27 protein-coding genes and 4 tRNA genes are annotated in these 23561 nt (G+C 60.8%); 21 read left to right on the forward strand and 10 right to left on the reverse strand.

Annotated features, from left to right (window positions below; all coding sequences use genetic code 11):
- The 13 genes from BFP96_RS06420 to BFP96_RS06480 all read left to right on the forward strand — a co-directional run.
- Positions 1-1250 (forward strand): FimV/HubP family polar landmark protein (locus BFP96_RS06420; protein WP_305885251.1); only part of this gene is annotated, 1250 nt, incomplete at its 5' end.
- A 170-nt stretch (positions 1251-1420) separates the two neighbouring features.
- Positions 1421-2245: a tRNA pseudouridine(38-40) synthase TruA gene (truA, locus tag BFP96_RS06425; protein ID WP_065892466.1), complete on the forward strand. Its 825-nt coding sequence runs from the start codon at positions 1421-1423 to the stop codon at positions 2243-2245.
- Positions 2246-2309: 64 nt separating this feature from the next.
- Positions 2310-2942: a phosphoribosylanthranilate isomerase gene (locus BFP96_RS06430; RefSeq protein ID WP_065895784.1), complete on the forward strand. Its 633-nt coding sequence runs from the start codon at positions 2310-2312 to the stop codon at positions 2940-2942.
- Positions 2943-3187: 245 nt separating this feature from the next.
- Positions 3188-4108 carry an acetyl-CoA carboxylase, carboxyltransferase subunit beta gene (accD, locus tag BFP96_RS06435; protein WP_005789754.1) on the forward strand — a complete coding sequence of 307 codons (921 nt, stop codon included), beginning with the start codon at positions 3188-3190 and terminating at the stop codon, positions 4106-4108.
- On the forward strand, positions 4105-5412 hold the full coding sequence (gene folC, locus BFP96_RS06440; protein ID WP_065935851.1) for a bifunctional tetrahydrofolate synthase/dihydrofolate synthase: 1308 nt from the start codon (positions 4105-4107) through the stop codon (positions 5410-5412). The genes accD and folC overlap by 4 nt, the downstream gene beginning before the upstream one ends.
- Positions 5396-6058 carry an SPOR domain-containing protein gene (locus tag BFP96_RS06445; protein ID WP_065935852.1) on the forward strand — a complete coding sequence of 221 codons (663 nt, stop codon included), beginning with the start codon at positions 5396-5398 and terminating at the stop codon, positions 6056-6058. Before folC ends, BFP96_RS06445 begins: the two co-directional genes overlap by 17 nt.
- Before the next feature lie 163 nt (positions 6059-6221).
- Positions 6222-6779, forward strand: coding sequence for a CvpA family protein (locus BFP96_RS06450; protein ID WP_003234314.1), 558 nt, complete (start codon positions 6222-6224; stop codon positions 6777-6779).
- A 40-nt stretch (positions 6780-6819) separates the two neighbouring features.
- Entirely contained in the window at positions 6820-8325 is a 1506-nt protein-coding gene (gene purF, locus BFP96_RS06455) for an amidophosphoribosyltransferase (RefSeq protein ID WP_065935853.1), read from the forward strand.
- 64 nt (positions 8326-8389) lie between these two features.
- On the forward strand, positions 8390-9601 hold the full coding sequence (locus BFP96_RS06460) for an O-succinylhomoserine sulfhydrylase (RefSeq protein ID WP_065935854.1): 1212 nt from the start codon (positions 8390-8392) through the stop codon (positions 9599-9601).
- Positions 9602-9612: 11 nt separating this feature from the next.
- Positions 9613-10377: an SDR family oxidoreductase gene (locus BFP96_RS06465; protein WP_065892472.1), complete on the forward strand. Its 765-nt coding sequence runs from the start codon at positions 9613-9615 to the stop codon at positions 10375-10377.
- A gap of 100 nt (positions 10378-10477) precedes the next feature.
- A tRNA-Val gene (locus BFP96_RS06470) sits at positions 10478-10553 on the forward strand.
- A gap of 55 nt (positions 10554-10608) precedes the next feature.
- Positions 10609-10685 (forward strand) — tRNA-Asp (locus tag BFP96_RS06475).
- A 105-nt stretch (positions 10686-10790) separates the two neighbouring features.
- A tRNA-Asp gene (locus BFP96_RS06480) sits at positions 10791-10867 on the forward strand.
- A gap of 157 nt (positions 10868-11024) precedes the next feature.
- On the opposite strand, the gene BFP96_RS06485 is transcribed toward BFP96_RS06480, so the two are convergent.
- Entirely contained in the window at positions 11025-12308 is a 1284-nt protein-coding gene (locus BFP96_RS06485) for an NAD(P)/FAD-dependent oxidoreductase (protein ID WP_065935855.1), read from the reverse strand.
- 184 nt (positions 12309-12492) lie between these two features.
- Here BFP96_RS06485 and BFP96_RS06490 point away from each other — a divergent pair.
- Positions 12493-12569: transfer RNA gene (locus tag BFP96_RS06490), tRNA-Val, on the forward strand.
- 35 nt (positions 12570-12604) lie between these two features.
- On the opposite strand, the gene BFP96_RS30995 is transcribed toward BFP96_RS06490, so the two are convergent.
- Complete coding sequence (locus BFP96_RS30995; protein ID WP_177343729.1) at positions 12605-13078, reverse strand: hypothetical protein; 474 nt, start codon at positions 13076-13078, stop codon at positions 12605-12607.
- Positions 13079-13234: 156 nt separating this feature from the next.
- Here BFP96_RS30995 and BFP96_RS06495 point away from each other — a divergent pair, with 156 nt between their 5' ends.
- Genes BFP96_RS06495 through pcp form a run of 3 tightly spaced genes read left to right on the forward strand, consistent with a single transcriptional unit; the run spans position 13235 to position 15532 of the window.
- Positions 13235-13948: a DUF969 domain-containing protein gene (locus BFP96_RS06495; RefSeq protein WP_065935856.1), complete on the forward strand. Its 714-nt coding sequence runs from the start codon at positions 13235-13237 to the stop codon at positions 13946-13948.
- A complete protein-coding gene (locus tag BFP96_RS06500) occupies positions 13945-14895 on the forward strand; it encodes a DUF979 domain-containing protein (protein ID WP_065935857.1) in 951 nt (316 codons plus the stop codon). The genes BFP96_RS06495 and BFP96_RS06500 overlap by 4 nt, the downstream gene beginning before the upstream one ends.
- A gap of 7 nt (positions 14896-14902) precedes the next feature.
- Positions 14903-15532 (forward strand): pyroglutamyl-peptidase I, encoded by a 630-nt coding sequence (pcp, locus tag BFP96_RS06505; RefSeq protein WP_065935858.1) that lies wholly within the window; start codon positions 14903-14905, stop codon positions 15530-15532.
- Between the two features lies 1 nt (position 15533).
- Here pcp and BFP96_RS06510 read toward each other — a convergent pair whose 3' ends face one another.
- The 3 genes from BFP96_RS06510 to BFP96_RS30815 are packed head-to-tail and all read right to left on the reverse strand — an operon-like array spanning position 15534 to position 17785.
- On the reverse strand, positions 15534-16931 hold the full coding sequence (locus tag BFP96_RS06510) for a heavy metal sensor histidine kinase (protein WP_065935859.1): 1398 nt from the start codon (positions 16929-16931) through the stop codon (positions 15534-15536).
- On the reverse strand, positions 16928-17599 hold the full coding sequence (locus BFP96_RS06515; RefSeq protein ID WP_065887152.1) for a heavy metal response regulator transcription factor: 672 nt from the start codon (positions 17597-17599) through the stop codon (positions 16928-16930). Before BFP96_RS06515 ends, BFP96_RS06510 begins: the two co-directional genes overlap by 4 nt.
- A gap of 42 nt (positions 17600-17641) precedes the next feature.
- Positions 17642-17785 (reverse strand): hypothetical protein, encoded by a 144-nt coding sequence (locus tag BFP96_RS30815; protein WP_158254510.1) that lies wholly within the window; start codon positions 17783-17785, stop codon positions 17642-17644.
- A 100-nt stretch (positions 17786-17885) separates the two neighbouring features.
- On the opposite strand from BFP96_RS30815, the gene BFP96_RS06520 reads away from it, so the two are divergent.
- Entirely contained in the window at positions 17886-18581 is a 696-nt protein-coding gene (locus tag BFP96_RS06520; RefSeq protein ID WP_065892478.1) for an HAD-IA family hydrolase, read from the forward strand.
- On the opposite strand, the gene BFP96_RS06525 is transcribed toward BFP96_RS06520, so the two are convergent.
- Positions 18563-18826: a hypothetical protein gene (locus tag BFP96_RS06525; protein ID WP_065935860.1), complete on the reverse strand. Its 264-nt coding sequence runs from the start codon at positions 18824-18826 to the stop codon at positions 18563-18565. The two genes, BFP96_RS06520 and BFP96_RS06525, sit on opposite strands and share 19 nt — an antisense overlap.
- A 32-nt stretch (positions 18827-18858) precedes the next feature.
- On the opposite strand from BFP96_RS06525, the gene BFP96_RS30820 reads away from it, so the two are divergent.
- The gene (locus BFP96_RS30820; protein WP_170875986.1) at positions 18859-19035 is read left to right on the forward strand and encodes a hypothetical protein; all 177 of its coding nucleotides are present in this window, start codon (positions 18859-18861) and stop codon (positions 19033-19035) included.
- Here the strand turns inward: BFP96_RS30820 and csrA are convergent.
- Positions 19032-19226: a carbon storage regulator CsrA gene (gene csrA, locus BFP96_RS06530; protein WP_003192511.1), complete on the reverse strand. Its 195-nt coding sequence runs from the start codon at positions 19224-19226 to the stop codon at positions 19032-19034. The two genes, BFP96_RS30820 and csrA, sit on opposite strands and share 4 nt — an antisense overlap.
- Positions 19227-19486: 260 nt before the next feature.
- Between csrA and BFP96_RS06535 the strand changes: the two genes are divergently transcribed.
- Complete coding sequence (locus BFP96_RS06535; RefSeq protein ID WP_065887156.1) at positions 19487-19852, forward strand: SPOR domain-containing protein; 366 nt, start codon at positions 19487-19489, stop codon at positions 19850-19852.
- Between the two features lie 31 nt (positions 19853-19883).
- Here BFP96_RS06535 and BFP96_RS06540 read toward each other — a convergent pair whose 3' ends face one another.
- The 3 genes from BFP96_RS06540 to BFP96_RS06550 form a co-directional block, all read right to left on the reverse strand.
- Positions 19884-20573, reverse strand: a complete 690-nt coding sequence (locus BFP96_RS06540; RefSeq protein WP_065935861.1) for an endonuclease — start codon at positions 20571-20573, stop codon at positions 19884-19886.
- A gap of 4 nt (positions 20574-20577) precedes the next feature.
- A complete protein-coding gene (locus BFP96_RS06545) occupies positions 20578-20829 on the reverse strand; it encodes a DUF1654 domain-containing protein (protein WP_170827563.1) in 252 nt (83 codons plus the stop codon).
- A gap of 193 nt (positions 20830-21022) precedes the next feature.
- Positions 21023-22111, reverse strand: coding sequence for an asparaginase (locus BFP96_RS06550; protein WP_065887159.1), 1089 nt, complete (start codon positions 22109-22111; stop codon positions 21023-21025).
- A 449-nt stretch (positions 22112-22560) separates the two neighbouring features.
- On the opposite strand from BFP96_RS06550, the gene BFP96_RS06555 reads away from it, so the two are divergent.
- Positions 22561-23520 (forward strand): sugar ABC transporter substrate-binding protein, encoded by a 960-nt coding sequence (locus BFP96_RS06555; protein WP_065892480.1) that lies wholly within the window; start codon positions 22561-22563, stop codon positions 23518-23520.
- The last annotated feature ends 41 nt before the right edge of the window (positions 23521-23561 follow it).

A 23561-nucleotide genomic window follows, 5' to 3' on the forward strand; every position in this document is an offset into this window, starting at 1 on the left:
TGTGGGTACGCCATCGCAACGCCCGTCTTGAAGAAGAGAAGCACCTGCGCATGGCGCGAGCGCTGGCTGAAGAGCCGGAGTTCACATCGAGCCTGGAGCGCGACCTGCCCTCCGACAGTTTCGAAGGCCTGGAAGTGGCGCCGCTGAATGCTGCGCCGACGCCCGCGCCTGCACCCACGCCTGCACGCGCTCCGGTGGTTGAGCCGGTCGTGCCGAGCGTCGCCTCGGTGCTTGCGCCGCTGGCGGTTGCGGTTGCCCCACAGAACGCCAGCGATGCGCTGGCCCAGGCCCAGTCCCATATCGACCGTGGCCACCTGAACCAGGCGGCCGATGTACTTGAGCAAGCGATCAAGCGCGAGCCCAAGCGCAGCGACCTGCGTTTGAAATTGATGGAAGTGTACGGGCTGCAAAATAACAAGGACGGTTTCGTCAGCCAGGAGCGTCAACTGGTGGCCAACGGTGAAAACCATGCCCAGGTCGAGCAGCTCAAAAGTCGTTTCCCTGCCATGGCGGTGTTGGCGGCAGGCGTAAGTGCGGCAGTGGCCGCTGCGGCCCTGGATGCCCAGTACGTCAAGGACTTGCTGGAAGACAAGCCGGCTGCGCCTGCGCCAGAGCCCGTGGATACCGATTTCGATCTGAGCCTGGACGAGCTGGAGGCGGCATCGCCGGCTGAGGTCAACGACGATCAGCAGACATTCGAGGCGCTTCTTCAGCAGCAGACGGCAGCCAATGCCAGTGCCGACGACCTGTCGGACTTCGACCTGGATCTGCAACTGGATGCACCGGCGTCCGCGCAATCGGATGATGACTTCCTCTCCGGGCTCGAAGAGCAGATGAAGGATGCGCCTGCCGTCGAGCCGCCGACCCTGGCCCCTACGGCCCTGGATGACTTCGATTTGCCGGAAGATTTCGACCTCTCCCTGGCGGACGAGCCCGAATCGGCGGCCAAGCCGGACGCCTTCGCGTCGGAGCTGGATGACGTCAACGCCGAGCTGGACCGTCTGTCCCAGAGCCTGGAGCATCCCTCCATCGAGCCATCGTTCACGGCTGAAGATGCCGCGCTCGGTGACGATGAGCCCGAGTTCGATTTCCTCTCGGGCACCGATGAGGTCGCCACCAAGCTGGACCTCGCCCAGGCCTATATCGACATGGGCGATGCCGATGGCGCCAAGGACATCCTGTCCGAAGTGCTGACCGAGGGCAACGAGAGCCAGCGCGGCGAGGCCAAGGAAATGCTCGGCCGGATCTGAAGGCTGATAAACCTCCACTGTGGGGCAGGGCGTGCTTCTCCCCACAGTTGGCTTGGCGCCCCTCCCCAACAAAAGCGCCCGTCGCGCAGCCGTCGCCTTTATAATGCCCGCCTTCGCGCAACTCATCAGGCTCTCAGTTCTTGGCAAATATAGATAACGCGGCCGCCGAAATGGCGGCCGCAGGCTTTTACCGCATCGCCCTCGGCGTGGAATACAAAGGCTCGCGCTATCGCGGCTGGCAGCGCCAGGCATCCGGCGTGCTGACGGTGCAGGAAACCCTGGAAAACGCTTTGTCGAAAGTCGCTGACTCGCCGGTGTCGCTGATGTGTGCCGGGCGGACCGACGCGGGGGTGCATGCCTGCGGCCAAGTGGTGCATTTCGACACCCAGGCCGAACGCTCGATGAAGGCCTGGGTAATGGGCGCCAATATCAACCTGCCCCATGACGTCAGCGTCACGTGGGCCAAGGTCATGCCGGCGCATTTTCATGCGCGTTTCAAGGCCATCGCCCGGCGCTACCGCTACGTGATTTATAACGATCAGATCCGCCCGGCGCACTTGAACCAGGAAATTACCTGGAACCACCGCCCGCTGGATGCCGAGCGCATGGCCGAGGCCGCGCAGCATCTTGTCGGGGTGCATGATTTCAGCGCATTCCGTGCCGGCCAATGCCAGGCCAAATCGCCGATCAAAGAAGTCCACCATCTGCGCGTGACCCGTCATGGCAAGATGATTGTGGTGGATATCCGTGCCGGGGCATTCCTGCACCACATGGTGCGCAACATTGCGGGTGTGTTGATGACCATCGGTACCGGCGAACGTCCGGTGGAATGGGCCAGGGAAGTGCTGGAAAGCCGCGTGCGCCGTACCGGTGGGGTGACGGCGCATCCGTTCGGCCTGTATCTGGTGGAGGTGGAGTACCGCGACGAGTTCGAACTGCCGGAGCGTTTTATCGGGCCACACTTCCTCACCGGTTTCAGCGAACTTGGCGGCTGACGCCCGCAAGCGCTTTTGTTACCATCCGGGACTTTCTCGGTTCAATCCCTGAGGTTTCTACGATATGTCAGCCGTTCGCAGCAAGATTTGCGGGATTACCCGCATCGCAGACGCGTTGGCGGCGGTCGAGGCGGGGGCGGATGCCATAGGTCTGGTGTTTTACGCCAGGAGCCCACGCGCGGTGGATGTGTTGCAGGCCCGGGCCATCATCGCCGCGCTGCCACCGTTCGTGACCACCGTGGGCTTGTTCGTCAATGCCAGCCGGTGTGAACTCAATGAAACCCTGGATGCCGTGCCGCTGGACATGCTGCAGTTTCACGGCGACGAAACCCCGGACGAATGCGAGAGCTACCAGCGTCCCTATATCAAGGCGCTGCGCGTCAAGGCCGGCGACGATATCGCCGCCGCCTGTGCCGCTTATACGGGCGCGCGCGGGATTCTGCTGGACACCTATGTCGAAGGCGTTCCCGGCGGTACGGGCGAAGCGTTCGACTGGTCGCTGATCCCGGCGGGCTTGAGCAAGCCGCTGATCCTGGCCGGTGGGCTCACCCCGTCGAATGTCGGCGCCGCCATCGAGCAGGTTCGGCCGTATGCCGTGGATGTCAGCGGCGGGGTGGAGCAGGGCAAGGGCATCAAGGATCACGCCAGGATTCGCGCGTTCATGCAGGCCGTGCGCAACAGCAGCGGTGCGATGTGACGGCTGGCAGTCTGCCGCCGTCCATAACTACCACTGTGTAAAACAGCACCGGCGCCGCCCGCGGGAGGCCCGGAAACGAAGTGGCAACCCTGCGCTGGCAGGTTGTCTGGAAGGCTGAGGATACAGGCGGGAAATGGCTGGTCGAACCTCTGACCCCGTCCCGCCGACATCATCGCCACATATGAATTTAGCTCAAGGGCATACGCGGGGCTGTGTTCAAGCCACCGGTACTGGAGAAAGAAAGCATGAGCAACTGGTTAGTAGACAAACTGATCCCTTCGATCATGCGTTCCGAGGTGAAGAAAAGCTCGGTTCCTGAAGGTCTGTGGCACAAGTGCCCATCCTGCGACGCGGTGCTGTACCGCCCGGAGCTGGAAAAGACCCTGGACGTTTGCCCCAAGTGCAACCACCACATGCGTATTGGCGCGCGCGCGCGTATCGACATCTTCCTCGACGCCGACGGCCGCAACGAGCTGGGCGCTGACCTGGAGCCGGTCGACCGTCTCAAGTTCCGCGACAGCAAGAAGTACAAGGACCGTCTGGTCGGCGCGCAAAAGCAGACCGGCGAGAAAGACGCGCTGATCTCCGTCAGCGGCAAGTTGCTGGGCATGCCGGTGGTGGTGTCGGCGTTCGAATTCTCCTTCATGGGCGGCTCCATGGGTGCCATCGTCGGCGAGCGTTTCGTGCGCGCCGCCAACTATGCCCTGGAAAACCGCTGCCCGATGATCTGCTTCGCCGCTTCCGGTGGCGCGCGTATGCAGGAAGCGCTGATTTCCCTGATGCAAATGGCCAAGACCTCGGCGGTATTGGCGCGTCTGCGCGAAGAAGGCATTCCGTTCATCTCGGTATTGACCGACCCGGTATACGGCGGCGTTTCCGCCAGCCTGGCGATGCTGGGCGACGTGATCGTCGGCGAGCCCAAGGCCCTGATCGGCTTTGCCGGCCCGCGCGTCATCGAGCAGACCGTGCGTGAAAAATTGCCGGAAGGTTTCCAGCGCAGCGAGTTCCTGCTCGAACACGGCGCCATCGACCTGATCATCCCGCGCGGTGAGCTGCGGCCACGCCTGGGTAACCTGCTGGCGCAAATGATGGGCCTGCCAACGCCTGTCTACGTCGCGCCTAAAGTCGAGCCGATTGTCGTGCCGCCGGTGCCGGCAAACCTATGACCCAACGTACCCTGGGCGAATGGCTCGCCTACCTCGAGCAGTTGCATCCGTCCGCCATCGACATGGGCCTGGAGCGCTCGCAACAGGTAGCGGCCCGCCTGGGGTTGGGGCGCCCGGCACCGCGTGTTATCACCGTAACAGGCACCAACGGCAAAGGCTCGACCTGCGCCTTTGTCGCCGCGCTGCTGCAGGCCCAGGGGCTGAAAGTCGGCGTCTACAGTTCGCCGCACCTGCTGCGCTATAACGAGCGGGTGCAGCTCAATGGCGTCGACGCGAGCGACGCGCAACTCTGCGAAGCCTTCGCCGCCCTCGATGCCGGGCGTGGCGACATTTCCCTGACCTATTTCGAGATGGGCACCCTGGCGGCGCTGTGGCTGTTCGAGCGTGCGCAACTCGATATCGTCGTGCTGGAAGTGGGCCTGGGCGGGCGTCTGGACACGGTCAATGTGGTGGACGCCGACGTGGCGCTGGTCACCAGTATCGGTGTCGACCATGTCGATTACCTGGGCGATACCCGCGAATCCGTGGCTTACGAAAAGGCCGGGATCTTTCGCCCCGGCAAACCTACGCTGTGCGGTGATCCAGACCCACCGCAACCCTTGCTGGACAAGGTGCGGGAGCTCGATTGCCCGTTCTACCTGCGCGGGCGCGACTTCAATCTCCAGATCAACGATCAGCATTGGCAATGGTCCGGGCGCGATGCTCGGGGTCAACAGGTAGTGCTGCGCGATTTGCCGCTGCTGAACCTGCCGATGGAGAATGCCGCGCTCGCGCTGCAAGCCTATCTGTTGCTGGATCTGCCGTGGAATGCCGGGCAAATTGCCGCAACCCTGCTGGCGACGCGGGTTGTGGGGCGCCTGGATCGGCGCACCGTCGAGTGGCAAGGCAAGCGTCTTAACCTGCTGCTGGATGTGGGTCATAACCCCCACGCTGCAGAATACCTGGCGCAACGGCTGATGCGCACGCCATTGTCCGGCCGTCGCCTGGCGGTGTTCGGCTTGCTGGCTGACAAGGATCTTGATGGCGTGGTTGCGCCGTTGCTCGCCAGCGTAGAGTCCTGGGCCGTTGCGCCGCTGGATACGCCGCGTAGCCGTGCGGCGGCTGAACTGCAAATCGCCTTGCAGAACCTTGGTGCGCCGGTGGCGTCGTATGCAAGCGTCACTGCCGCCCTTGAGGCGCAATGTGCGGTGGCGACGGCCGACGACGAGATTCTGTTGTTCGGATCATTTTATTGTGTTGCCGAGGCGCTCGAATGGCTGGCCCGGCGCTCCACGGAGGAAGCTGCACATGGCATTACTCGATAGCGCATACAAGCAGCGAATGGTCGGAGCCCTGGTGTTGGTGGCATTGGCGGTGATTTTCCTGCCAATGCTGTTTTCCCGTCAGGACGAACAGCGCCAGGTAGTGGTTGAAGCGCCCGCTGCGCCCCAGGCGCCGGTGGTGCCCCAGGTTCAGGTGGAACCGGTGGTAGTGCCTGAACCGCAGGCCCTGTCTGAGGAAGAGCCCGTGCCGACCGATGCCGAGGTCGCTGCCCAGCAGGCGCCTTCCATGCCGGTGCAGCCGAGTGTTCCTGTGGTCAAACCGGCTCCGTCAGCGCCTGTCGCAGCCGCCAAGCCTGCCGCGCCGACACCTGCGCCCAAGCCGGTCGCGCCACAACCTGCCGCGCCGGGCAAGCCGGACGTAGGTCAGACTCGTATCGACCCGAATGGGTTGCCGATCAGTTGGTCGATTCAAGTGGCCAGCCTGGGCAACCGTGAAGGCGCCGACGCCTTGCAGAAAAAGCTGCGGGCCCAGGGCTACAACGCGTATATCCGCAGCGCCGATGGCAAGAACCGGGTGTTTATCGGGCCGCTGATCGAGCGCGCCGAAGCGGATCGCCTGCGCGATTTGCTAGATCGCCAGCAGAACCTCAAGGGGTTTGTGACCCGTTTCCAGCCCGAGCGCGGTTGAGTTCCTTCGATTTCAGCCTGGAATGCAGTCAAATGTGGGAGGGGGCTTGAAACAGTGTTCCCACTGCCCAATTGATTGATTTGCAAAGCACCCGTAATCACCGCTTACCGATAGCCCGGCGCTCTGCTAAAATGCGCCGCCTTATCCGTACGTAGGCTGCACTGTGCCATTTACCTGGGTTGATTGGGCGATCGTTGCAATCGTCGCCATCTCCGCGTTGATCAGTCTGAGCCGCGGCTTCGTCAAAGAAGCACTGTCGTTGCTGACCTGGATCATCGCAGGAGTCGTCGCCTGGATGTTCGGTGGTTCACTGTCGGTCTACCTGGCCGGGTACATAGAGACGCCTTCGGCCCGCGTCATCGCGGGCTGCGCCATCATGTTCATCGCCACGCTGCTGGTGGGGGCAATGGTCAATTATCTGATTGGCGAGTTGATACGTGTCACCGGCCTGTCCGGGACCGATCGATTTCTCGGCATGGCCTTCGGCGCCGCGCGTGGCGCGTTGCTGGTGGTCGTGGCGGTCGGGCTGTTGAGCCTGGGGCCGGTACAGCAGGATGCGTGGTGGCAGGAGTCGGTACTCGTGCCAAAATTTCTATTGGTTGCAGATTGGTCCAAGAACCTCATTCTGGGGTGGAGCAGTCAGTGGCTGGCCAGCGGAATCAGCGTACCCGCTGATCTTCCGTTCAAGGAACACCTCTTGCCGGCCAAAACGCCTCAGTAAGAGTGTTCAGTCAAGATTCATTAAGTAGGGGTTGCGTCGCATGTGTGGCATCGTCGGTATCGTCGGTAAGTCGAACGTCAATCAGGCGCTGTATGACGCGCTAACCGTCCTCCAGCACCGCGGCCAGGACGCTGCCGGTATTGTGACCAGCCACGACGGCCGGTTATTCCTGCGCAAGGACAATGGCCTGGTACGTGACGTGTTCCACCAGCGTCATATGCAGCGCCTGGTCGGGCACATGGGCATTGGTCATGTGCGTTACCCGACCGCCGGTAGCTCGACCTCGGCCGAAGCTCAACCGTTCTACGTCAACTCGCCTTACGGCATTACCTTGGCGCATAACGGCAACCTGACCAACGTTGAACAGCTGGCCAAGGAGATTTACGAATCCGACCTGCGCCACGTCAACACCAGTTCCGACTCGGAAGTGTTGCTCAACGTGTTCGCCCACGAGCTGGCCCGGCGCGGCAAGCTGCAGCCCACCGAAGAAGACGTGTTCGCCGCAGTGATCGACGTGCATAACCGTTGCGTCGGTGGTTATGCCGTGGTGGCGATGATCACCGGTTACGGCATCGTTGGTTTCCGTGACCCCCACGGCATCCGCCCGATCGTGTTCGGCCAGCGTCACACCGACGAAGGCGTCGAGTACATGATCGCCTCCGAAAGCGTATCCCTGGATGTGCTGGGCTTCACGTTGATCCGCGACCTGGCACCGGGTGAAGCGGTCTACATCACTGAAGACGGCAAGCTGCACACCCGTCAGTGCGCGGTTGCGCCGACACTTACGCCATGCATCTTCGAACACGTCTACCTGGCGCGTCCGGACTCGATCATCGACGGCGTATCGGTCTACAAGGCACGCCTGCGCATGGGTGAGAAGCTGGCCGACAAGATCCTGCGTGAGCGTCCCGAGCACGACATCGATGTGGTCATCCCCATCCCGGACACCAGCCGTACCGCCGCGCTGGAGCTGGCCAACCACCTGGGTGTCAAGTTCCGCGAAGGCTTCGTCAAGAACCGCTACATTGGCCGTACCTTCATCATGCCCGGCCAGGCCGCACGCAAGAAATCGGTACGCCAGAAGCTGAACGCCATCGAGCTGGAATTCCGCGGCAAGAACGTTATGCTGGTGGATGACTCGATCGTACGCGGCACCACCTGCAAGCAGATCATCCAGATGGCCCGTGAAGCCGGTGCGAAGAACGTGTACTTCTGTTCTGCGGCGCCTGCCGTGCGCTACCCGAACGTGTACGGTATCGACATGCCGAGCGCCCACGAACTGATCGCCCACAATCGTTCTACGCAAGACGTGGCTGACCTGATCGGTGCCGACTGGTTGATCTACCAGGACCTGTCTGACCTGATCGAGGCGGTGGGCGGCGGCAAGATCAAGATCGCCGAGTTCGACTGCGCCGTGTTCGATGGCAAGTACGTGACCGGTGATATCGATGACGCCTACCTGAACAAGATCGAGCAGGCGCGCAACGACTCGTCGAAGATCAAGACCCAGGCGGTCAGTGCGATCATCGATCTGTACAACAACTGAGTAGACACCGGCCCTGAGGGGCCGGTTTTGTATCTTAAATAAAGAATATGTGAGGAGTGGCAGCATGAGTCAGGAATGGGATGCCGGTCGGTTGGACAGCGACCTCGATGGCGTAGCTTTCGATACCCTGGCTGTGCGCGCCGGCCAGCACCGTACCCCGGAAGGGGAGCACGGTGACCCGATGTTCTTCACCTCCAGTTATGTGTTCCGCACGGCGGCCGACGCCGCCGCGCGCTTTGCCGGTGAAGTGCCGGGCAACGTTTACTCGCGCTATACCAACCCGACCGTACGTGCGTTCGAAGAGCGCATCGCCGCCCTGGAAGGCGCAGAGCAGGCGGTGGCCACGGCGACCGGCATGGCTGCCATCCTGGCGGTGGTGATGAGCCTGTGCAGCGCCGGCGACCACGTGCTGGTGTCGCGCAGCGTGTTCGGTTCGACCATCAGCCTGTTCGAGAAGTATTTCAAGCGCTTCGGTATCGAAGTGGACTACGTGCCCCTGGCGGATGTGTCCGGGTGGGATGCGGCGATCAAGGCCAATACAAAGCTGCTGTTCGTCGAGTCGCCGTCCAATCCGCTGGCTGAACTGGTGGATATCGCCGCGCTGTCCGAAGTGGCGCACGCCAAGGGCGCGATGCTGATCGTGGATAACTGCTTCTGCACCCCGGCCCTGCAACAGCCGTTGAAGTTGGGCGCGGACATCGTGGTGCACTCGGCCACCAAGTTCATCGACGGCCAGGGCCGTTGCATGGGCGGCGTGGTGGCCGGTCGCAGCGAGCAGATGAAGGAAGTGGTGGGCTTCCTGCGCACCGCCGGCCCGACCCTGAGCCCTTTCAACGCGTGGATCTTCCTCAAAGGCCTGGAAACCCTCGGCCTGCGCATGAAGGCCCATTGCGCCAACGCCCAGGCCCTGGCCGAGTGGCTGGAACAGCAGGACGGTATCGAGAAGGTGCATTACGCCGGCCTCAAGAGTCATCCGCAGCACGCATTGGCCCAGCGCCAGCAGCGCGGTTTCGGCGCAGTGGTGAGTTTCGAGGTGAAGGGCGGCAAAGAGGGCGCCTGGCGCTTTATCGATGCCACGCGACTGATCTCGATCACCGCCAACCTGGGCGACAGCAAAACCACCATCACGCACCCGGGCACCACCTCCCACGGGCGCCTGGCGCCGCATGAGCGCGAAGCGGCGGGCATCCGTGACAGCCTGATTCGCGTCGCGGTCGGGCTGGAAGATGTCGCCGACTTGCAGGCTGACCTAGCCCGCGGCCTGGCGGCTTTGTGATCGAGTGGTCCATGGAGGCCGCAGCGGCCAGTAATGGGCGCGTTGCACTGGTGACCGGTGCCGCGCGCGGCATTGGCCTCGGGATTGCCGCGTGGCTGATCAGCGAAGGCTGGCAGGTGGTGTTGACCGACCTGGACCGCGAGCGCGGTTCCAAGGTGTCCAAGGTGCTGGGCGAGAATGCCTGGTTTATCACCATGGACGTGGCCGACGAGAAGCAAGTGGCCCAGGGTGTCGCCGAGGTATTGGGGCAGTTTGGGCGCCTGGATGCGCTGGTGTGCAATGCGGCGGTGGCCGATCCACGCAATATCACCCTGGAAAGCCTTGACCTGGCGTACTGGAACCGCGTGCTGGCAGTCAATCTCAGTGGGCCGATGCTGCTGGCCAAGCATTGCGCGCCGTACCTGCGCGCCCATGGTGGCGCTATCGTCAATTTGGCCTCGACACGGGCCCGCCAGTCGGAGCCGGACACCGAAGCCTACGCGGCGAGCAAGGGTGGCCTGCTGGCGCTGACTCACGCCCTGGCGATGAGCCTGGGGCCGGAAGTGCGGGTCAATGCGGTCAGCCCCGGCTGGATCGATGCGCGAGATCCTGCTGCGCGGCGGGCCGAGCCGCTTACCGATGCCGACCATGCGCAGCATCCGGCGGGCCGGGTAGGGACGGTGGAGGACGTGGCGGCCATGGTGGCGTGGCTGCTGTCGCGCCAGGCCGGGTTTGTCACCGGACAGGAGTTCGTGGTGGACGGCGGCATGAGCAAGAAGATGATCTACAGCGAGTAGGGCGGTCTTGAAGCATTTTTGTCTTTTTCAGAAAAACTTCAAGCGGGCTATTGACTTAGGTCCGCTATCTGCGTAAATTTCGCGGCCTCAACGAAGCAAAGGGTGATTAGCTCAGCTGGGAGAGCATCTGCCTTACAAGCAGAGGGTCGGCGGTTCGATCCCGTCATCACCCACCACTTCTTGAGAGTTTTGCCTTAGGGCAAGACGCAACGTTAAAGGTTGCACCGACGCGCAGCGGTAGTTCAGTCGGTTAGAATACCGGCCTGTCACGCCGGGGGTCGCGGGTTCGAGTCCCGTCCGCTGCGCCATATTTTCCAGGTTCGATGTGTCGGACTTGAGATTGAACAACCCAGGTTGATCGATCAGATGTTTAAAGGTGATTGAGGCTTTACGCTCAGTCAGCCAAGCGATACGCAGCGGTAGTTCAGTCGGTTAGAATACCGGCCTGTCACGCCGGGGGTCGCGGGTTCGAGTCCCGTCCGCTGCGCCATATCAGCTTCAAGGCCCACTGAACGCCTTGAAGCACAAGCGAAGCCATTGGCGGACCTTGATTCGATAGCAAAGACCCTGGTCGAAAGACCGGGGTTTTTTGTGTTCGCGATTTGTCGTTCCGGGCAAGAAGCCGGCGAACCGGCTCCCCTTGTTCATCAAAAACCCAGCTTGTCCCGCAGCCCGTAATACCACGCGCCCATTGCGGCAAAGGGCGTGCGCAACAGCTGTCCACCCGGGAACGGGTAGTGGGGCAGGTCGGCAAAGGCGTCAAAGCGCTCGGCCTGGCCTCTCAATGCCTCGGCCAGCACCTTGCCGGCCAGGTGCGTATACGTCACGCCATGGCCGCTGCAGCCTTGCGAGTAATAGATGTTGTCGCCGAGGCGGCCCACCTGCGGCAGACGCGACAGGGTCAGCAGGAAATTGCCGGTCCAGGCGTAGTCGATCCTCACGTCCTTGAGCTGCGGGAACGCCTTGAGCATCTTTGGCCGGATGATCGCCTCGATATTCGCCGGGTCCCGTGCGCCATACACCACGCCGCCGCCGAAGATCAGGCGCTTGTCGCTCGTGAGGCGGTAGTAGTCGAGCAGGTAATTGCAGTCTTCGACACAGTAGTCCTGCGGCAACAAGGTCCTGGCCAATTCGTCGCCCAATGGCGCAGTGGTAATCACCTGGGTGCCGCACGGCATTGATTTGGCCGCCAGCTCCGGCACCAGGTTGCCCAGGTAAGCATTGCCCGCAACGATGATGAACTTGGCCCTGACCTTGCCTTCGGCGGTATGCACCACCGGGTTGGCGCCGCGCTCGATGCGCACGGCGGCCGACTGCTCAAAAATTGTGCCGCCGAGGGACTCGACGGCCGCTGCTTCGCCCAATGCCAGGTTGAGTGGGTGGATATGCCCACCGCTCATGTCCAGCAGGCCGCCTACATAGTTGTCACACGCCACGACTTCGCGGATGCGACGCTCATCCAGCAGTTCCAGTTGCGTATGGCCGTAACGCTCCCACAGGCGCTTCTGTGATTCCAGGTGGCCCATGTGCTTGCTGTTGAGCGCGGCGAACACACCGCCATCCTTCAAGTCGCACTGGATCTGATATTTGGCCACGCGCTCACGAATGATCCTGCCGCCCTCGAAGGCCATCTCACCCAGCAGCTGCGCCTGCGTGGGCCCGACGCTGCGCTCGATGACATCAATGTCGCGGCTGTAGCTATTGACGATCTGCCCACCATTACGACCGGACGCACCAAAACCTACCTTGGCGGCTTCCAGGACCGTCACGCGAAAGCCGTTCTCGAGCAAAAACAGCGCGCTGGAAAGACCGGTATAACCGGCGCCAATCACACAAACATCGGTTTCGACCTCACCTTGCAGCGCCGGACGCGGCGGAACCGCGTTCGCGGAGGCGGCGTAATACGACTGGGGGTAGGGGGTGTTCGCCATCCTGGAACCTCTGTTTTATATTTTTTACGAGTGCGGCGATCCTACCTGAGTTGAAAATAGCCTGCCAGCCACCCGTAATTCACGGGCGCCTGACCCGCGAATAAAAAATTCGCATATTCATAGGGTTAGCTGCAAAAAAGATGTTGACACCCCTACGGAATTCCGTAGAATTCCGCCTCACAGCAGGCACGTAGCTCAGTTGGTTAGAGCACCACCTTGACATGGTGGGGGTCGTTGGTTCGAGTCCAATCGCGCCTACCAAACAAAATCCGCTCTGCTGGGCGGTCTGGAAGGGCTCACCGAAAGGTGGGCCCTTTTTTGTTGTCTGGAATTTGATCGTTCCCTCGCTCCGCGTGGGAATGCATCGCGTGACGCTCCGCGTCACCATTGCGCAGATGTGAATTTTGCGCTGAAAGCGGGACGCGGAGCGTCCAGTGAGGCATTCCCACGCAGAGCATGGGAACGATCAGATCAACAGCGTTTTGGGGCGCTGGTGTCTCGGTCAACAGAAGAGCGTCGCCACCGACAGCAGACAAATGATCTGGACCACCATCTGGCAGCGTATCTCGCCAATTGCTGTCGCCATACTGCTCATCTGACCGGCATACATAGCTGGAGCCCTCATTGTCGACAATAGCACCCTGGATGCTGCGCAGGCGCATCATCGTTGAGTATAGGGCGAATCCCGAATCCCTCCAGTCACCCAATCGCACAGTACCAATATCCACAAAATTTATTGGTTTGCAGCAACAGTTTTTCTTGTTGGACACCTCCCGCCTCAAGGCAGCAAAGTTGCCGCCACTGCTCGACCTTCCGGGTCAACAATAAAAAAACCGAGCCGACTGCGCGCCACTTTCATGCTGTGAGCCCTTTGCTCACATCCTGCTGTAATGGCGCCGCAGCGCGCACTAAAGGACCTCTTCGCCATGCAAACTGTTGTGAATTTATGGCCGTTGATCGGCGTACTTGTCATCGTGGTCGGCTTTGTATTGCGCTTCAATCCGTTGCTGGTGGTTACCGCCGCCGCTATCGCCACCGGGCTCGCTGCCCAGTTCCCGCTGGAGAAAATTCTCGCCACCATGGGGGATGGTTTCCTCCAGACCCGTGCGCTGCAATTGATCCTGTTATTACCGCTGGCGGTGATTGGCCTGTTGGAGCGACATGGCCTGCGCGTGCATGCACAGAATTGGATCGCCCGTTTCGAGCGCGCGACGGTGGGGCGTCTGCTGATCATCTATCTGTTTGTACGTGAATCCACTGCGGCCATGGGGCTGACCAGCCTGGGTGGGCATCCGCAGATGGTGCGGCCATTGCTCGCGCCGATGGCCGAAGGTGCGGCGGAAAAACGCTACGGCAAGCTGCCGGACAAGCTGCGTCACAAGGTATTGGCCATGTGCGCCGCCACGGACAATGTGGGGCTGTTTTTCGGTGAGGACATCTTCGTCGCCTTTGGTGCGATCGCCTTGATGCATACCTTTCTGCTGGGCTCGGGGATCGATGTGGAGCCGCTGCATATTGCGGTGTGGGGCATCCCGACGGCGATCTGTGCCTTTATCATTCATGCCATTCGACTGCATCGGTTTGATCGACGGTTGACCCGTGAGATGAGCGCCGCTCCCTTGGTGGAGGCTGCGCAATGATTATTTCCATTCAATACCTGTACTGGCTGGCCGGTGTGCTGTTGCTGATCACCGCGGGCATGATCCTGCTGGATCGCACCCATCCCAAGCGTTGGTCGACGTCGCTGTTCTGGCTGCTGTTTGCCATTCCGTTCCTGGTGGGAGAGCGCCTGCCTTCGGTGGTCATCGGTGGCGGCATCGTGGTGATGGCGTTGATTGCCGGCCTGGGGGGCGTCGGCCGTGGCCAGCATGCGCAATTGCATGACAAGGCATCCCGCGCCAGTGCCGCTCGCCTGGGTCACAAGCTATTCATACCCGCACTGGCCATTCCGCTGACCACGGTGATTGGCTCGGTATTGCTCAAGCACACCGAAATCGGCGGTGTGCCGCTGCTCGATCCGAAGAACACCACCTTTGTCTCTCTCGGCATCGGCTGCCTGATCGCCCTTGGCCTGGCCTGCTGGCTGACTCGCGATACGCCCGTGCAGGCCTTGCGCGAATCGCGTCGCCTGACCGAAGCCCTGGGCTGGGCCATGGTGCTGCCGCAGATGCTGGCCATGCTCGGGCTGTTGTTCAATGAAGCCGGGGTTGGCACGGCGGTCGCCCACATCACCACCACTTACATCAATCTGGATTTCAAATTGGTGGCGGTAATGGTCTATGTGCTGGGCATGGCGTTGTTTACGGTGATCATGGGCAACGGCTTCGCGGCGTTCCCGGTGATGACCGGCGGCGTCGGGGTGCCGGTGCTGGTGGGCATCTACGGCGGCAACCCGGCGGTCATGGCCGCGATCGGCATGTTCTCCGGCTACTGCGGTACGCTGATGACACCGATGGCGGCCAACTTCAATATCGTGCCGGCAGCATTGCTGGAACTGCCGGACAAGAACGCGGTGATCAAGGCCCAATTGCCCACCGCGTTGATGATGCTGGTGGTCAATATCGTGCTGCTTTATCTGTTGATGTGAGGCCAGGATGAAAACCCTATTGCTGACCGGCTTCGAGCCTTTCGACCACGACGTGGTGAACCCCTCCTGGGAGGCGGTGCGCCTGCTGGAAGGGGTGGAACTGAGTGATGACGTGCGGATCGTCGCGCGCCGATTGCCCTGCGCTTTCGCCACTGCTGCAGAGACCTTGCTTCAGCTGATTGAGGAGCTGCAACCGGCCATGGTCATCGCGACCGGCCTGGGCCCCGGGCGCTGTGATATTTCCATCGAGCGCGTCGCGATCAACGTCAATGATGCGCGCATCCCGGACAACCTGGGCGCCCAGCCGATTGACACGGCGGTGGTGGAGGGTGGCCCGGCCGCTTACTTCTCGACATTGCCGATCAAGAGCATGGTCAGGGCGGTGCGTGAGGCGGGTATTGCGGCCTCGGTTTCGCAGACGGCGGGGACTTTTGTGTGCAATCAGGTGTTTTATCGATTGCAGCATGCGCTGGCAGGTTCTGCGGTGCGCAGTGGGTTTATCCATGTGCCGGGCTTGCCGCAGTTCGGTCAGCCGTCGATGGAATTGCCTGTGTTGGTGGAGGGCTTGCGCCTGGCGGTCTTGGCGGCTTGGCAAACCCAGGCGGATATCGTGGAAACAGGTGGTCGGGTGAGCTGATTCAGTCTCGAGCGGGAAAAAACAGCTCGAAAGTGGTGATGCCGTCCTCACTGCTGACCCGATACCGCCCGTTATGCAGTTGCATGATGGTGGCCACGATCGACAGCCCCAGTCCATTGGATTGGGAGGAGCGCTCGCGGGACTCATCCACTCGGTAGAACCGTTCGAACAGCCGCGGCAGATGCTCGGCGGGAATGGTCTCACCCTGGTTGCTGACCCTCACGTTGACGCCCTCGTCGGTTGCAATCGCTTGGACGCTCAGCGTCGAGCCCGGCGCTCCATACTTGATGGCGTTGGCGCACAGGTTCGCCAGGGCGCGGCGCAGGAGCATCGGCTCAGCCCAGATCACGCCTTTGCCCTGGACAACGATGTGCATGCCCGCGTCAGCGGCCAACCCTTCGAAATAATCGGCGATGCGCTCCACTTCATCTGCCGCGTCCAGCGCCTGGCGTTGGCGCAACGCGCTGGCCGGGTCGGTGCGCGCCAGGAACAGCATGTTGTCGAGCATCCGCGCCAGGCGTTCAAGCTCCTCGACATTGGACGCCAGCAGTTGCTGGTAGCTGTCGACGCTGCGCTGCTGCTGCAGGGCAACTTGGGTTTCGCCGAGCAGGTTATTGATCGGCGTGCGCAGTTCGTGGGCCATGTCGGTCGAGACCTGGCCCAGTTGCACAAAGCCCTTGGACAAACGCTCAAGCATGGTGTTGAACGACTCGATCATCGGTAGCAGTTCTTTCGGGGCGCCCTCGCTGTCGAGGCGCTCGGCCAGGTTGCCGACGCCGATCCCTTGCGCGTGCCGGGCCAGGCGGCGCAAGGGCAGCAAGCCGCGATGCACCAGCAGGTAACCGGCCAATGCCAGGATGATCGCAGCGATGCTCGCCAGGATATAAACGCTCAGTCGATAGCTGGCGAGTACCGCGGTGCGCTCGGTCATCAGGCGGCCGCTGGTGACTTGCAGGCTGCCCAGGTCACCGGCGTTGATGGTCGCCGCGACAGTCGAGAAGGGAATGCCGTTGAGCCCTGGCAAGTGCTGTACATCGCTCAGCGCCAGTACGTGATTCCCGGGCACCGGCTCTATCGCAGGCAGTTCGATATTGGCCGGGTTCACCAGCAGCAAGGGTGGTTGACCGGGGGCCGCGATGCTCAATACGGATTCACGATTGCCGAGCATGTTCTGGAACAACTCGGGTTTGGTCTTGATCAGGTCCAGGGTGTTGCTGTCGCTGAGCAGATTGCGCAGTTGATCGACGCGGGAGATCAGCGCGGTGTCGTCGCGGCGGATCAGCTCGCGCTCCAGCTCGCGGTACAGGGCCACGCCGAGGGTGGCCAGCAAGGCAAAGGCGAGCAGGGCGAAGATCAACGCCAGGCGCAGGGTCAGCGAGTAATGGCGGCTGCGGCTCATGGCTGGGTATCGAAGCGGTAGCCGATGCCACGCACGCTGTGGATCAACTTGAGTTGGAACGGATCGTCGATTTTCAAGCGCAGGCGCCGCACGGCCACGTCGACCACGTTGGTGTCGCTGTCGAAATTCATGTCCCATACCCGCGAGGCAATCAGCGAGCGTGACAGCACCTGGTCCTGGTGGGTGGCGAACAGGTGCAGCAGGGCGAACTCTTTATTGGTCAGGGTAATGCGCGTGCCGGCGCGGGTGACGCGGCGCTTGAGCACGTCGATTTGCAGGTCGGCGATCTGCAGGTGTTCTTCTTCCCGAATCGGGCCGCGTCGGGTCAGGGTGCGCAGGCGCGCGACCAGTTCGGCGAAGGAGAAGGGCTTGATCAGATAATCGTCGGCGCCCAGCTCCAGGCCCTTGATGCGGTCAGCGATATCATCGCGGGCGGTCAGGAACAGCACCGGCGTATCGGCCTCCCTGCGCAGGCGGCGCAGCACTTCCCAGCCATCCATTTTCGGCATCATCACATCGAGCACGATCACGTCGAACGGCGTTTCCAGGGCCTGGTGCAAACCGTCCACGCCATCGCGGGCCAGGCTGACGCTGTAGCCCAGTTCCTGCAAGCCATTGAGCAGATAGTTGCCGGCCTTGGGTTCGTCTTCGACTACGAGGATGTTCATGGGAAATGCCCTGATTCAATGGGTTGCGCCAGTTTAGCCTGATCAATTGTCACTGGCGCAACCGATGCCTTGCACCCGGTAGTCCAGCACGTGTTCCCGGTCCTGATGAGCCGCCGGCAGTGAGTCCACAGTAACCAGGCGACCTGAACAGCCAACCAACAGGATGATGACAAGTTCGTCATTCAAGGTTTGGGGCGGGCGCCTCGCAACGTTTACAAGTGGCGAGGTGAACCGTAGATTGCATGACATCGATCATTTGCTTGAACACCTGGGGGGAAGCCGCGTCGTGTCCAGCCAAAATCCTGCCGTATTTACCCGGCATTACCGGGCCTTTCTGTTCGATATGGACGGAACCCTGCTCAACTCCATTGCCGCCGCCGAGCGGGTATGGAGCCGTTGGGCCGAACGCCATGGCCTGGATGTGGAGGCGTTCCTGACCACCATCCATGGCGCCCGCGCGATTGATACGATCACGCGCCAGGCGTTGCCGGGCGTAAACGCTCAAGCCGAAGCGGCGTGGATTACCGACGCTGAAGTGAACGATGTCGAGGGCATCGTGGCGATTGGCGGCGCGGTTGATTTCCTCAAGCGCTTGCCTGCCGGGCAGTGGGCACTGGTCACGTCTGCGCCCAAGGCCTTGGCCCTGCGTCGAATGGAAGCTGCGGGTATTCCCGTGCCGGCGATAATGGTGACGGCCGAAGATGTCGCCAGCGGCAAGCCAGATCCGGCGTGTTACGTGCTCGGTGCCCAGCGCCTGGGCGTGCCGGTGCAGGATTGCCTGGTGTTCGAGGATGCGACGGTCGGCATTCGAGCCGCAGAAGCGGCGGGAGCGGATGTGATGGTGGTGACCTCGACGCACCTGGCTGCCATAGAGACCGAGCATGCCTGTATCGACGGGTATGAAGGACTGCAAGTGCTGCGAGAAGCTGATGGCCGGCTGGCCGTGCGGGAAGGGGAAGACCGTCAGCGTGTTGCTTTTTGATGCGCGCGATGCGCCTCACGCTGGCATAACTTGCGCAAGACGGTCTTCTGCATCGGCTTGAGGCAGAACGCAAACAGGTAGGCGCACAGCAGTAATGCCAGGTCCAGCCACGAGTGGTCCGCCGCGTCGACAGCCCCCTGGACTTCCAATCGCAGTACATACCCGAGCGCCAGGAATACCAGGCCTATCAGCAAGGTGATTGTCCAGGACAGGGAAACCATGGGCTGTGTAACGGTTGGCCTCATCGACGTGCTCCTGAATGCACTCGGACCGCAGGATGACGTGGGATTTGGCTGCGAATGATGCAACAAGTTCCTGGCATCATGGCAGTTTCATCTTGCAGCGCGGGGACATGTACGAGGCGTACAGCGTGGATAAAAAAAGCGAATGGGCCGATCAGGTTTTCGCCAGCCGTTACGGTAAAGCAAAAGGCTGGCTACTGGAGGTGCTTTAAGGCGTCTGGTTTTTGTCCGGCGCAGTGAGGCCGGCCTGGATGCGCTGATAAATTTCCTCGCGATGCACGGCAACATCCTTGGGGGCGTTGATGCCGATTCGTACTTGCTGGCCGCTAACGCCCAGGATGGTGATCGTAATGTCATCACCGATGTTTATGCTTTCACCAACTTTTCGGGTGAGTATAAGCATGGACTTCTCCTTGATTACTTTTAAGGACACATGTTCAGACAGGGCAGGTGTCGGATGTGCGTAGCTTACTGCGAAGCGCTTCCCTGTGACTGCCTCTTTTAGGACGCATAGAGGCGACATTAATTCCCATGGCGGCATCATACAGGTCGCGATACATGATTCGCATTGTTTAAGCCAACGTTTATGACGGCCAGAATAGACAGTGAATGGTAAAGTCGCCTCTTTATCTTCGAAGGAGCAGGGCAGTGCGTAAAGTAGCGATGGCAATTGCAGTGTTGGCATTGGCCGGATGCGGCGAAGGTGAGCCTGTCAATGCCCCCAAGGCCAAGCCCGTCGTGACCGAAAGCCAGCCGCAAACCGGTGCGATTGCCGCGCAGGAATGGGATGTATGGGTGGGCCCGCCGGATCACAAGCTGCAGGCGCTCACTGACTTGACCGCCTGGTTGCTGGAGCATGGTTTCAATTTTTACATCGTGAAGGCAGACGGCAAGGACCAGGTGCTGCTTGGCCCGTTTGCCACCAAGGCCGAGGCTGAGGCCAAGCAGACGCTGCTCAACGAAAAGATGGCCCGGGCCAAGAAAACCGACACCGTGTCGGAGGTCATCGAACACAAGGTCGCGCAGTAACGGGTCGGGTGGGCGCCGATTGCGCCCACCCTCAGCCGCAGGCCTTCAGGTTCACCGGGCCGACAAATTCATTGCCTCGGCCCATCACACAGCCCACCGTCTGGTTGCGCTGGCGCTCCCAGGGTTGCGCCGGGTAGGTCTTGTTCCAGGCTTCATACAGTTGGCGATCCTGTTTCGACAGGCGCAGGCCGTATTGCTTGCTCATATAAAAATAGGTGCGTGCGATCATCCCGCGAATCGATGGGCGCGGCATGACCTTCTTGGCCTTGAAGTCCACCTGGGTCAGGCATGAACCGTATTGCCCGCTTTGCACCGGCAGCCAGCCGAAGCTGAAGTTGTTACGGTCGCCATTCACCTCGCCGACGCTCGGCACCAGGTTGTGCAGGTCGGCTTCGGCACGCTTGAACACGTCGTCATGGCGCGTGCAGTTTTTACGCCCGCCATTTTGCCAGCACTGGCGCTGATGGCCGATCTGCCAGGCGGGCACAATGTGTTCCCACTCGATGCGCGCGGCGCGGTTGGCGTTCTTGCGCGGGATGTAGCCGCAGGCTTTCAGGTCAATGCGGTTGCCGGCGTATTTGCAGCCGCAATAAAACTCGGTGGATTGGGGGGCGTAGAGCTTCCAGGCGATTTTCTTGGCTTCACTGAAGGTTCGTGGGGCTTGGGCGTTGGCGGTGACAGCAAAAAACAGGCAGCACACAGCGAAAAAACGGACACTCATTCAATCAATCTTCCTTCGGCACAACCCAGAAAATCTGCACGCCGCCGTCATCCCTGTAGGCGAGAGTAACGTTGTCGTTTTCCGCAATTTCTTCAAGCAGGCGCGCCCACTCGTCCTCGGGCTCATCCGGCAGGCGGAAGATCAACGCCGCCTTGGCTTTCTGGGCGTTGGTCGAATTAATGATTTTTTGTACGCGAATGGCCAGGCGCTGGTAGGCGTCAGGCGCTGCGGGTGCTGCGGAGGAGGGCTTTGCCACGGAGTATTCCTTAGTAAGCTGTACGCACATACAGTATTTAACTGTAGGTATTTTCGCAACTGCTTAAATTCAAAGACGTCCGTCTGACAGCGAATTTGGAAATTTGCTGTGATTTGTTGCAATAAGTTTTAGGCGTGAACCTGATGTGGCGAGGAAGCACGCTACCTCGCCACCCTTTCAGGAAGGTCTGGAATCAGTATTCCCAGAATATCCGTTGCAGCTCTTTGCTGTCCTGAGTCTTGGTCAGGGCGACCATTGCCAGGATGCGGGCCTTCTGCGGGTTCAGGTCAAGGGCTGCCACCCAGTCGTATTTATCGTCTGGCTGTTCAGCGTTGCGCAGCACCATGCCACCGGCATTGACGTGCGAAGAGCGGATGATCTGCACGCCTTGTTTACGCAATTCCACCAGCGCCGGAACGACCTTGGACGACACCGAGCCATTGCCGGTGCCGGCATGAATGATGGCTTTGGCGCCGGCTTGGGCCAGGGCTTTGTAGGCCGTGTCGCTCACGTTGCCGTAGCCGTAGGCAATTTCAACGTCAGGCAGGCTCTTGATGGTCTTGATGTCGAATTCCGAATCCAGGGTGTGACGCTTGGCCGGCAGGCGGAACCAGTAGGATTTGCCTTCAACGACCATGCCCAATGGGCCCCACGGGCTCTTGAACGCCTCGGTCTTGATATTGATCATCTTGCTCACGTCGCGACCCGATTGGATCTCGTCGTTCATGGTCACCAGCACGCCTTTGCCGCGTGCGTCCTTGCTACCGGCGACGGCAACGGCGTTATACAGGTTGAGCATGCCGTCCGCCGACATCGCAGTACCCGGGCGCATGGAGCCGACCACCACGATAGGCTTGTCGGTTTTTTCAACCAGGTTAAGGAAGTAGGCGGTTTCTTCGAGGGTATCGGTACCGTGGGTGATCACGATGCCATCCACGTCCTTGCTGTCGGCCAATTCGGCGACGCGGCGACCCAGTTGCAGCAGGTTTTCGTTATTGATGCTTTCCGACGCAATTTGCATCACTTGTTCGCCGCGTACATTGGCGATCTGGCTAAGCTCAGGAACACCGGCGATCAATTGTTCGATGCCGACTTTGGCGGCCTGGTAGGTGGCGCTGTTGGCAGCACTGGCACCCGCACCGGCAATGGTGCCGCCAGTGGCGAGGATTACCACGTTGGCGAGCTTGGTCTTGCTCTCGACTTCTTTCGCTTGAGCGGCGACAGGGAACAGCAGCAGGAGGGCCATCGCCCCAGGAACAAAGGATTTCAATGCAGATTTCATTATTTTTCTCTCTGGTTTTGACGAGTGCGGTAGCAGATGTATCCAGAACACCCGGGCGACTCTGAACGTCCGAGGCGCTGAGAAATAGCAGGATTTGTACCAGGCCAATCATGAAAGAATGGATAAAATAACTTATTGATTTAAAACAACTTAAATTGCTTGTTCGGGCTCCTCTGACACGCTGCTGTCCGGCTTTCCGAACGCATGGGGCATTGATGTTCGGTTGTCCGAAAGCCTTGATGGTAATTACCTGGGGTTCTGTGTGAAATCGTCGCCAGCCCTGTCGTTTCAACCAGCGCCGGAGTGAACGGTATCTTCAGGATGAAAGGTGAGTGCCGACCGTTGACAAATCTCGACAAGGTTCTCATAGTTCTGACAACGCAAACGTTTGCGAGATGTTTCTTCGGCGCGAGCGTTGCTCACAATAATCATAAGATCGGAGTACACCCATGAAGCTGCCATTTGCAGGACGTCTTCTCGCTGTCGCTGTGCTTGCCGCCGCATCCGCTGCCCTGCCTCTCTCTTCTGCATTCGCTGACGACGCTGCCGCCAAACCCAAGGTCGGCCTGGTGATGAAGTCCCTCGCCAACGAATTTTTCGTGACCATGCAAGAGGGCGCCAAGGACTACCAGAAATCCCACGCCGCCGACTTCGACATGATCACCAACGGCATCAAGAACGAAACCGACACCAGCGCGCAGATCGATATCGTCAATCAGATGATCCTGGCCAAGGTCAACGCCATCGTCATCGCACCCGCCGATTCCAAGGCGCTGGTCACCGTGCTGAAGAAAGCCTCGGATGCCGGCATCAAGGTGGTCAATATCGACAACCGTCTGGACCCGGACGTGCTGAAAAGCAAGAAACTCGATATTCCCTTCGTAGGCCCGGACAACCGCAAAGGCTCCAAGCTGGTCGGTGACTACCTGGCCAAGCAACTGGCTGCGGGCGACAAGGTCGGTATCATCGAAGGCGTGCCGACCACCACCAACGCCCAGCAGCGGACCGCAGGCTTCAAGGATGCGATGGATGCGGCAGGCATGAAGATCGTCTCCACTCAATCCGGTAACTGGGAAATCGACCAGGGCCAGAAAGTCGCCTCGGCGATGCTGAGCGAATACCCGGACCTCAAGGCACTTCTGGCCGGTAACGACAACATGGCGCTGGGCGCCGTCTCCGCCGTACGCGCGGCAGGCAAGGCCGGCAAAGTGCTGGTGGTGGGCTACGACAACATCGAAGCCATCAAGCCGATGCTGCAGGACGGTCGCGTGCTGGCAACCGCCGACCAGGCCGCCGCCCAGCAAGCCGTGTTCGGTATCCAGAATGCGCTGAAGCTGGTCAAGGGCGAGAAGGTCGAGGCCACCGATGGTGTGATCGAAACCCCGGTCGAACTCGTCCTCAAGAAGTAATCCCGGCAGTAGCCAACAGCGCCCGCTCGTCCTGAGCGGGC

The sequence above is a fragment of the Pseudomonas sp. 34 E 7 genome (genome assembly GCF_900005715.1).
GTDB lineage: Bacteria > Pseudomonadota > Gammaproteobacteria > Pseudomonadales > Pseudomonadaceae > Aquipseudomonas > Aquipseudomonas orientalis_A.

What these genes read in the sequence shown, in the direction of transcription:
- BFP96_RS06510 (WP_065935859.1), bottom strand. Translation starts at nt 16,931, where the DNA reads ATGAGCCGCAGCCGCCATTACTCGCTGACCCTGCGCCTGGCGTTGATC.
- BFP96_RS06525 (WP_065935860.1), bottom strand. Translation starts at nt 18,826, where the DNA reads ATGAGGCCAACCGTTACACAGCCCATGGTTTCCCTGTCCTGGACAATC.
- BFP96_RS06430 (WP_065895784.1), top strand. Translation starts at nt 2,310, where the DNA reads ATGTCAGCCGTTCGCAGCAAGATTTGCGGGATTACCCGCATCGCAGAC.
- BFP96_RS06555 (WP_065892480.1), top strand. Translation starts at nt 22,561, where the DNA reads ATGAAGCTGCCATTTGCAGGACGTCTTCTCGCTGTCGCTGTGCTTGCC.
- folC (WP_065935851.1), top strand. Translation starts at nt 4,105, where the DNA reads ATGACCCAACGTACCCTGGGCGAATGGCTCGCCTACCTCGAGCAGTTG.
- BFP96_RS06540 (WP_065935861.1), bottom strand. Translation starts at nt 20,573, where the DNA reads ATGAGTGTCCGTTTTTTCGCTGTGTGCTGCCTGTTTTTTGCTGTCACC.
- BFP96_RS06495 (WP_065935856.1), top strand. Translation starts at nt 13,235, where the DNA reads ATGCAAACTGTTGTGAATTTATGGCCGTTGATCGGCGTACTTGTCATC.
- BFP96_RS06445 (WP_065935852.1), top strand. Translation starts at nt 5,396, where the DNA reads ATGGCATTACTCGATAGCGCATACAAGCAGCGAATGGTCGGAGCCCTG.
- BFP96_RS30820 (WP_170875986.1), top strand. Translation starts at nt 18,859, where the DNA reads ATGACGTGGGATTTGGCTGCGAATGATGCAACAAGTTCCTGGCATCAT.
- csrA (WP_003192511.1), bottom strand. Translation starts at nt 19,226, where the DNA reads ATGCTTATACTCACCCGAAAAGTTGGTGAAAGCATAAACATCGGTGAT.
- purF (WP_065935853.1), top strand. Translation starts at nt 6,820, where the DNA reads ATGTGTGGCATCGTCGGTATCGTCGGTAAGTCGAACGTCAATCAGGCG.
- accD (WP_005789754.1), top strand. Translation starts at nt 3,188, where the DNA reads ATGAGCAACTGGTTAGTAGACAAACTGATCCCTTCGATCATGCGTTCC.
- BFP96_RS06515 (WP_065887152.1), bottom strand. Translation starts at nt 17,599, where the DNA reads ATGAACATCCTCGTAGTCGAAGACGAACCCAAGGCCGGCAACTATCTG.
- BFP96_RS06465 (WP_065892472.1), top strand. Translation starts at nt 9,613, where the DNA reads ATGGAGGCCGCAGCGGCCAGTAATGGGCGCGTTGCACTGGTGACCGGT.
- pcp (WP_065935858.1), top strand. Translation starts at nt 14,903, where the DNA reads ATGAAAACCCTATTGCTGACCGGCTTCGAGCCTTTCGACCACGACGTG.
- BFP96_RS06550 (WP_065887159.1), bottom strand. Translation starts at nt 22,111, where the DNA reads ATGAAATCTGCATTGAAATCCTTTGTTCCTGGGGCGATGGCCCTCCTG.
- BFP96_RS06460 (WP_065935854.1), top strand. Translation starts at nt 8,390, where the DNA reads ATGAGTCAGGAATGGGATGCCGGTCGGTTGGACAGCGACCTCGATGGC.
- BFP96_RS06535 (WP_065887156.1), top strand. Translation starts at nt 19,487, where the DNA reads ATGGCAATTGCAGTGTTGGCATTGGCCGGATGCGGCGAAGGTGAGCCT.
- BFP96_RS06485 (WP_065935855.1), bottom strand. Translation starts at nt 12,308, where the DNA reads ATGGCGAACACCCCCTACCCCCAGTCGTATTACGCCGCCTCCGCGAAC.
- BFP96_RS06500 (WP_065935857.1), top strand. Translation starts at nt 13,945, where the DNA reads ATGATTATTTCCATTCAATACCTGTACTGGCTGGCCGGTGTGCTGTTG.
- truA (WP_065892466.1), top strand. Translation starts at nt 1,421, where the DNA reads ATGGCGGCCGCAGGCTTTTACCGCATCGCCCTCGGCGTGGAATACAAA.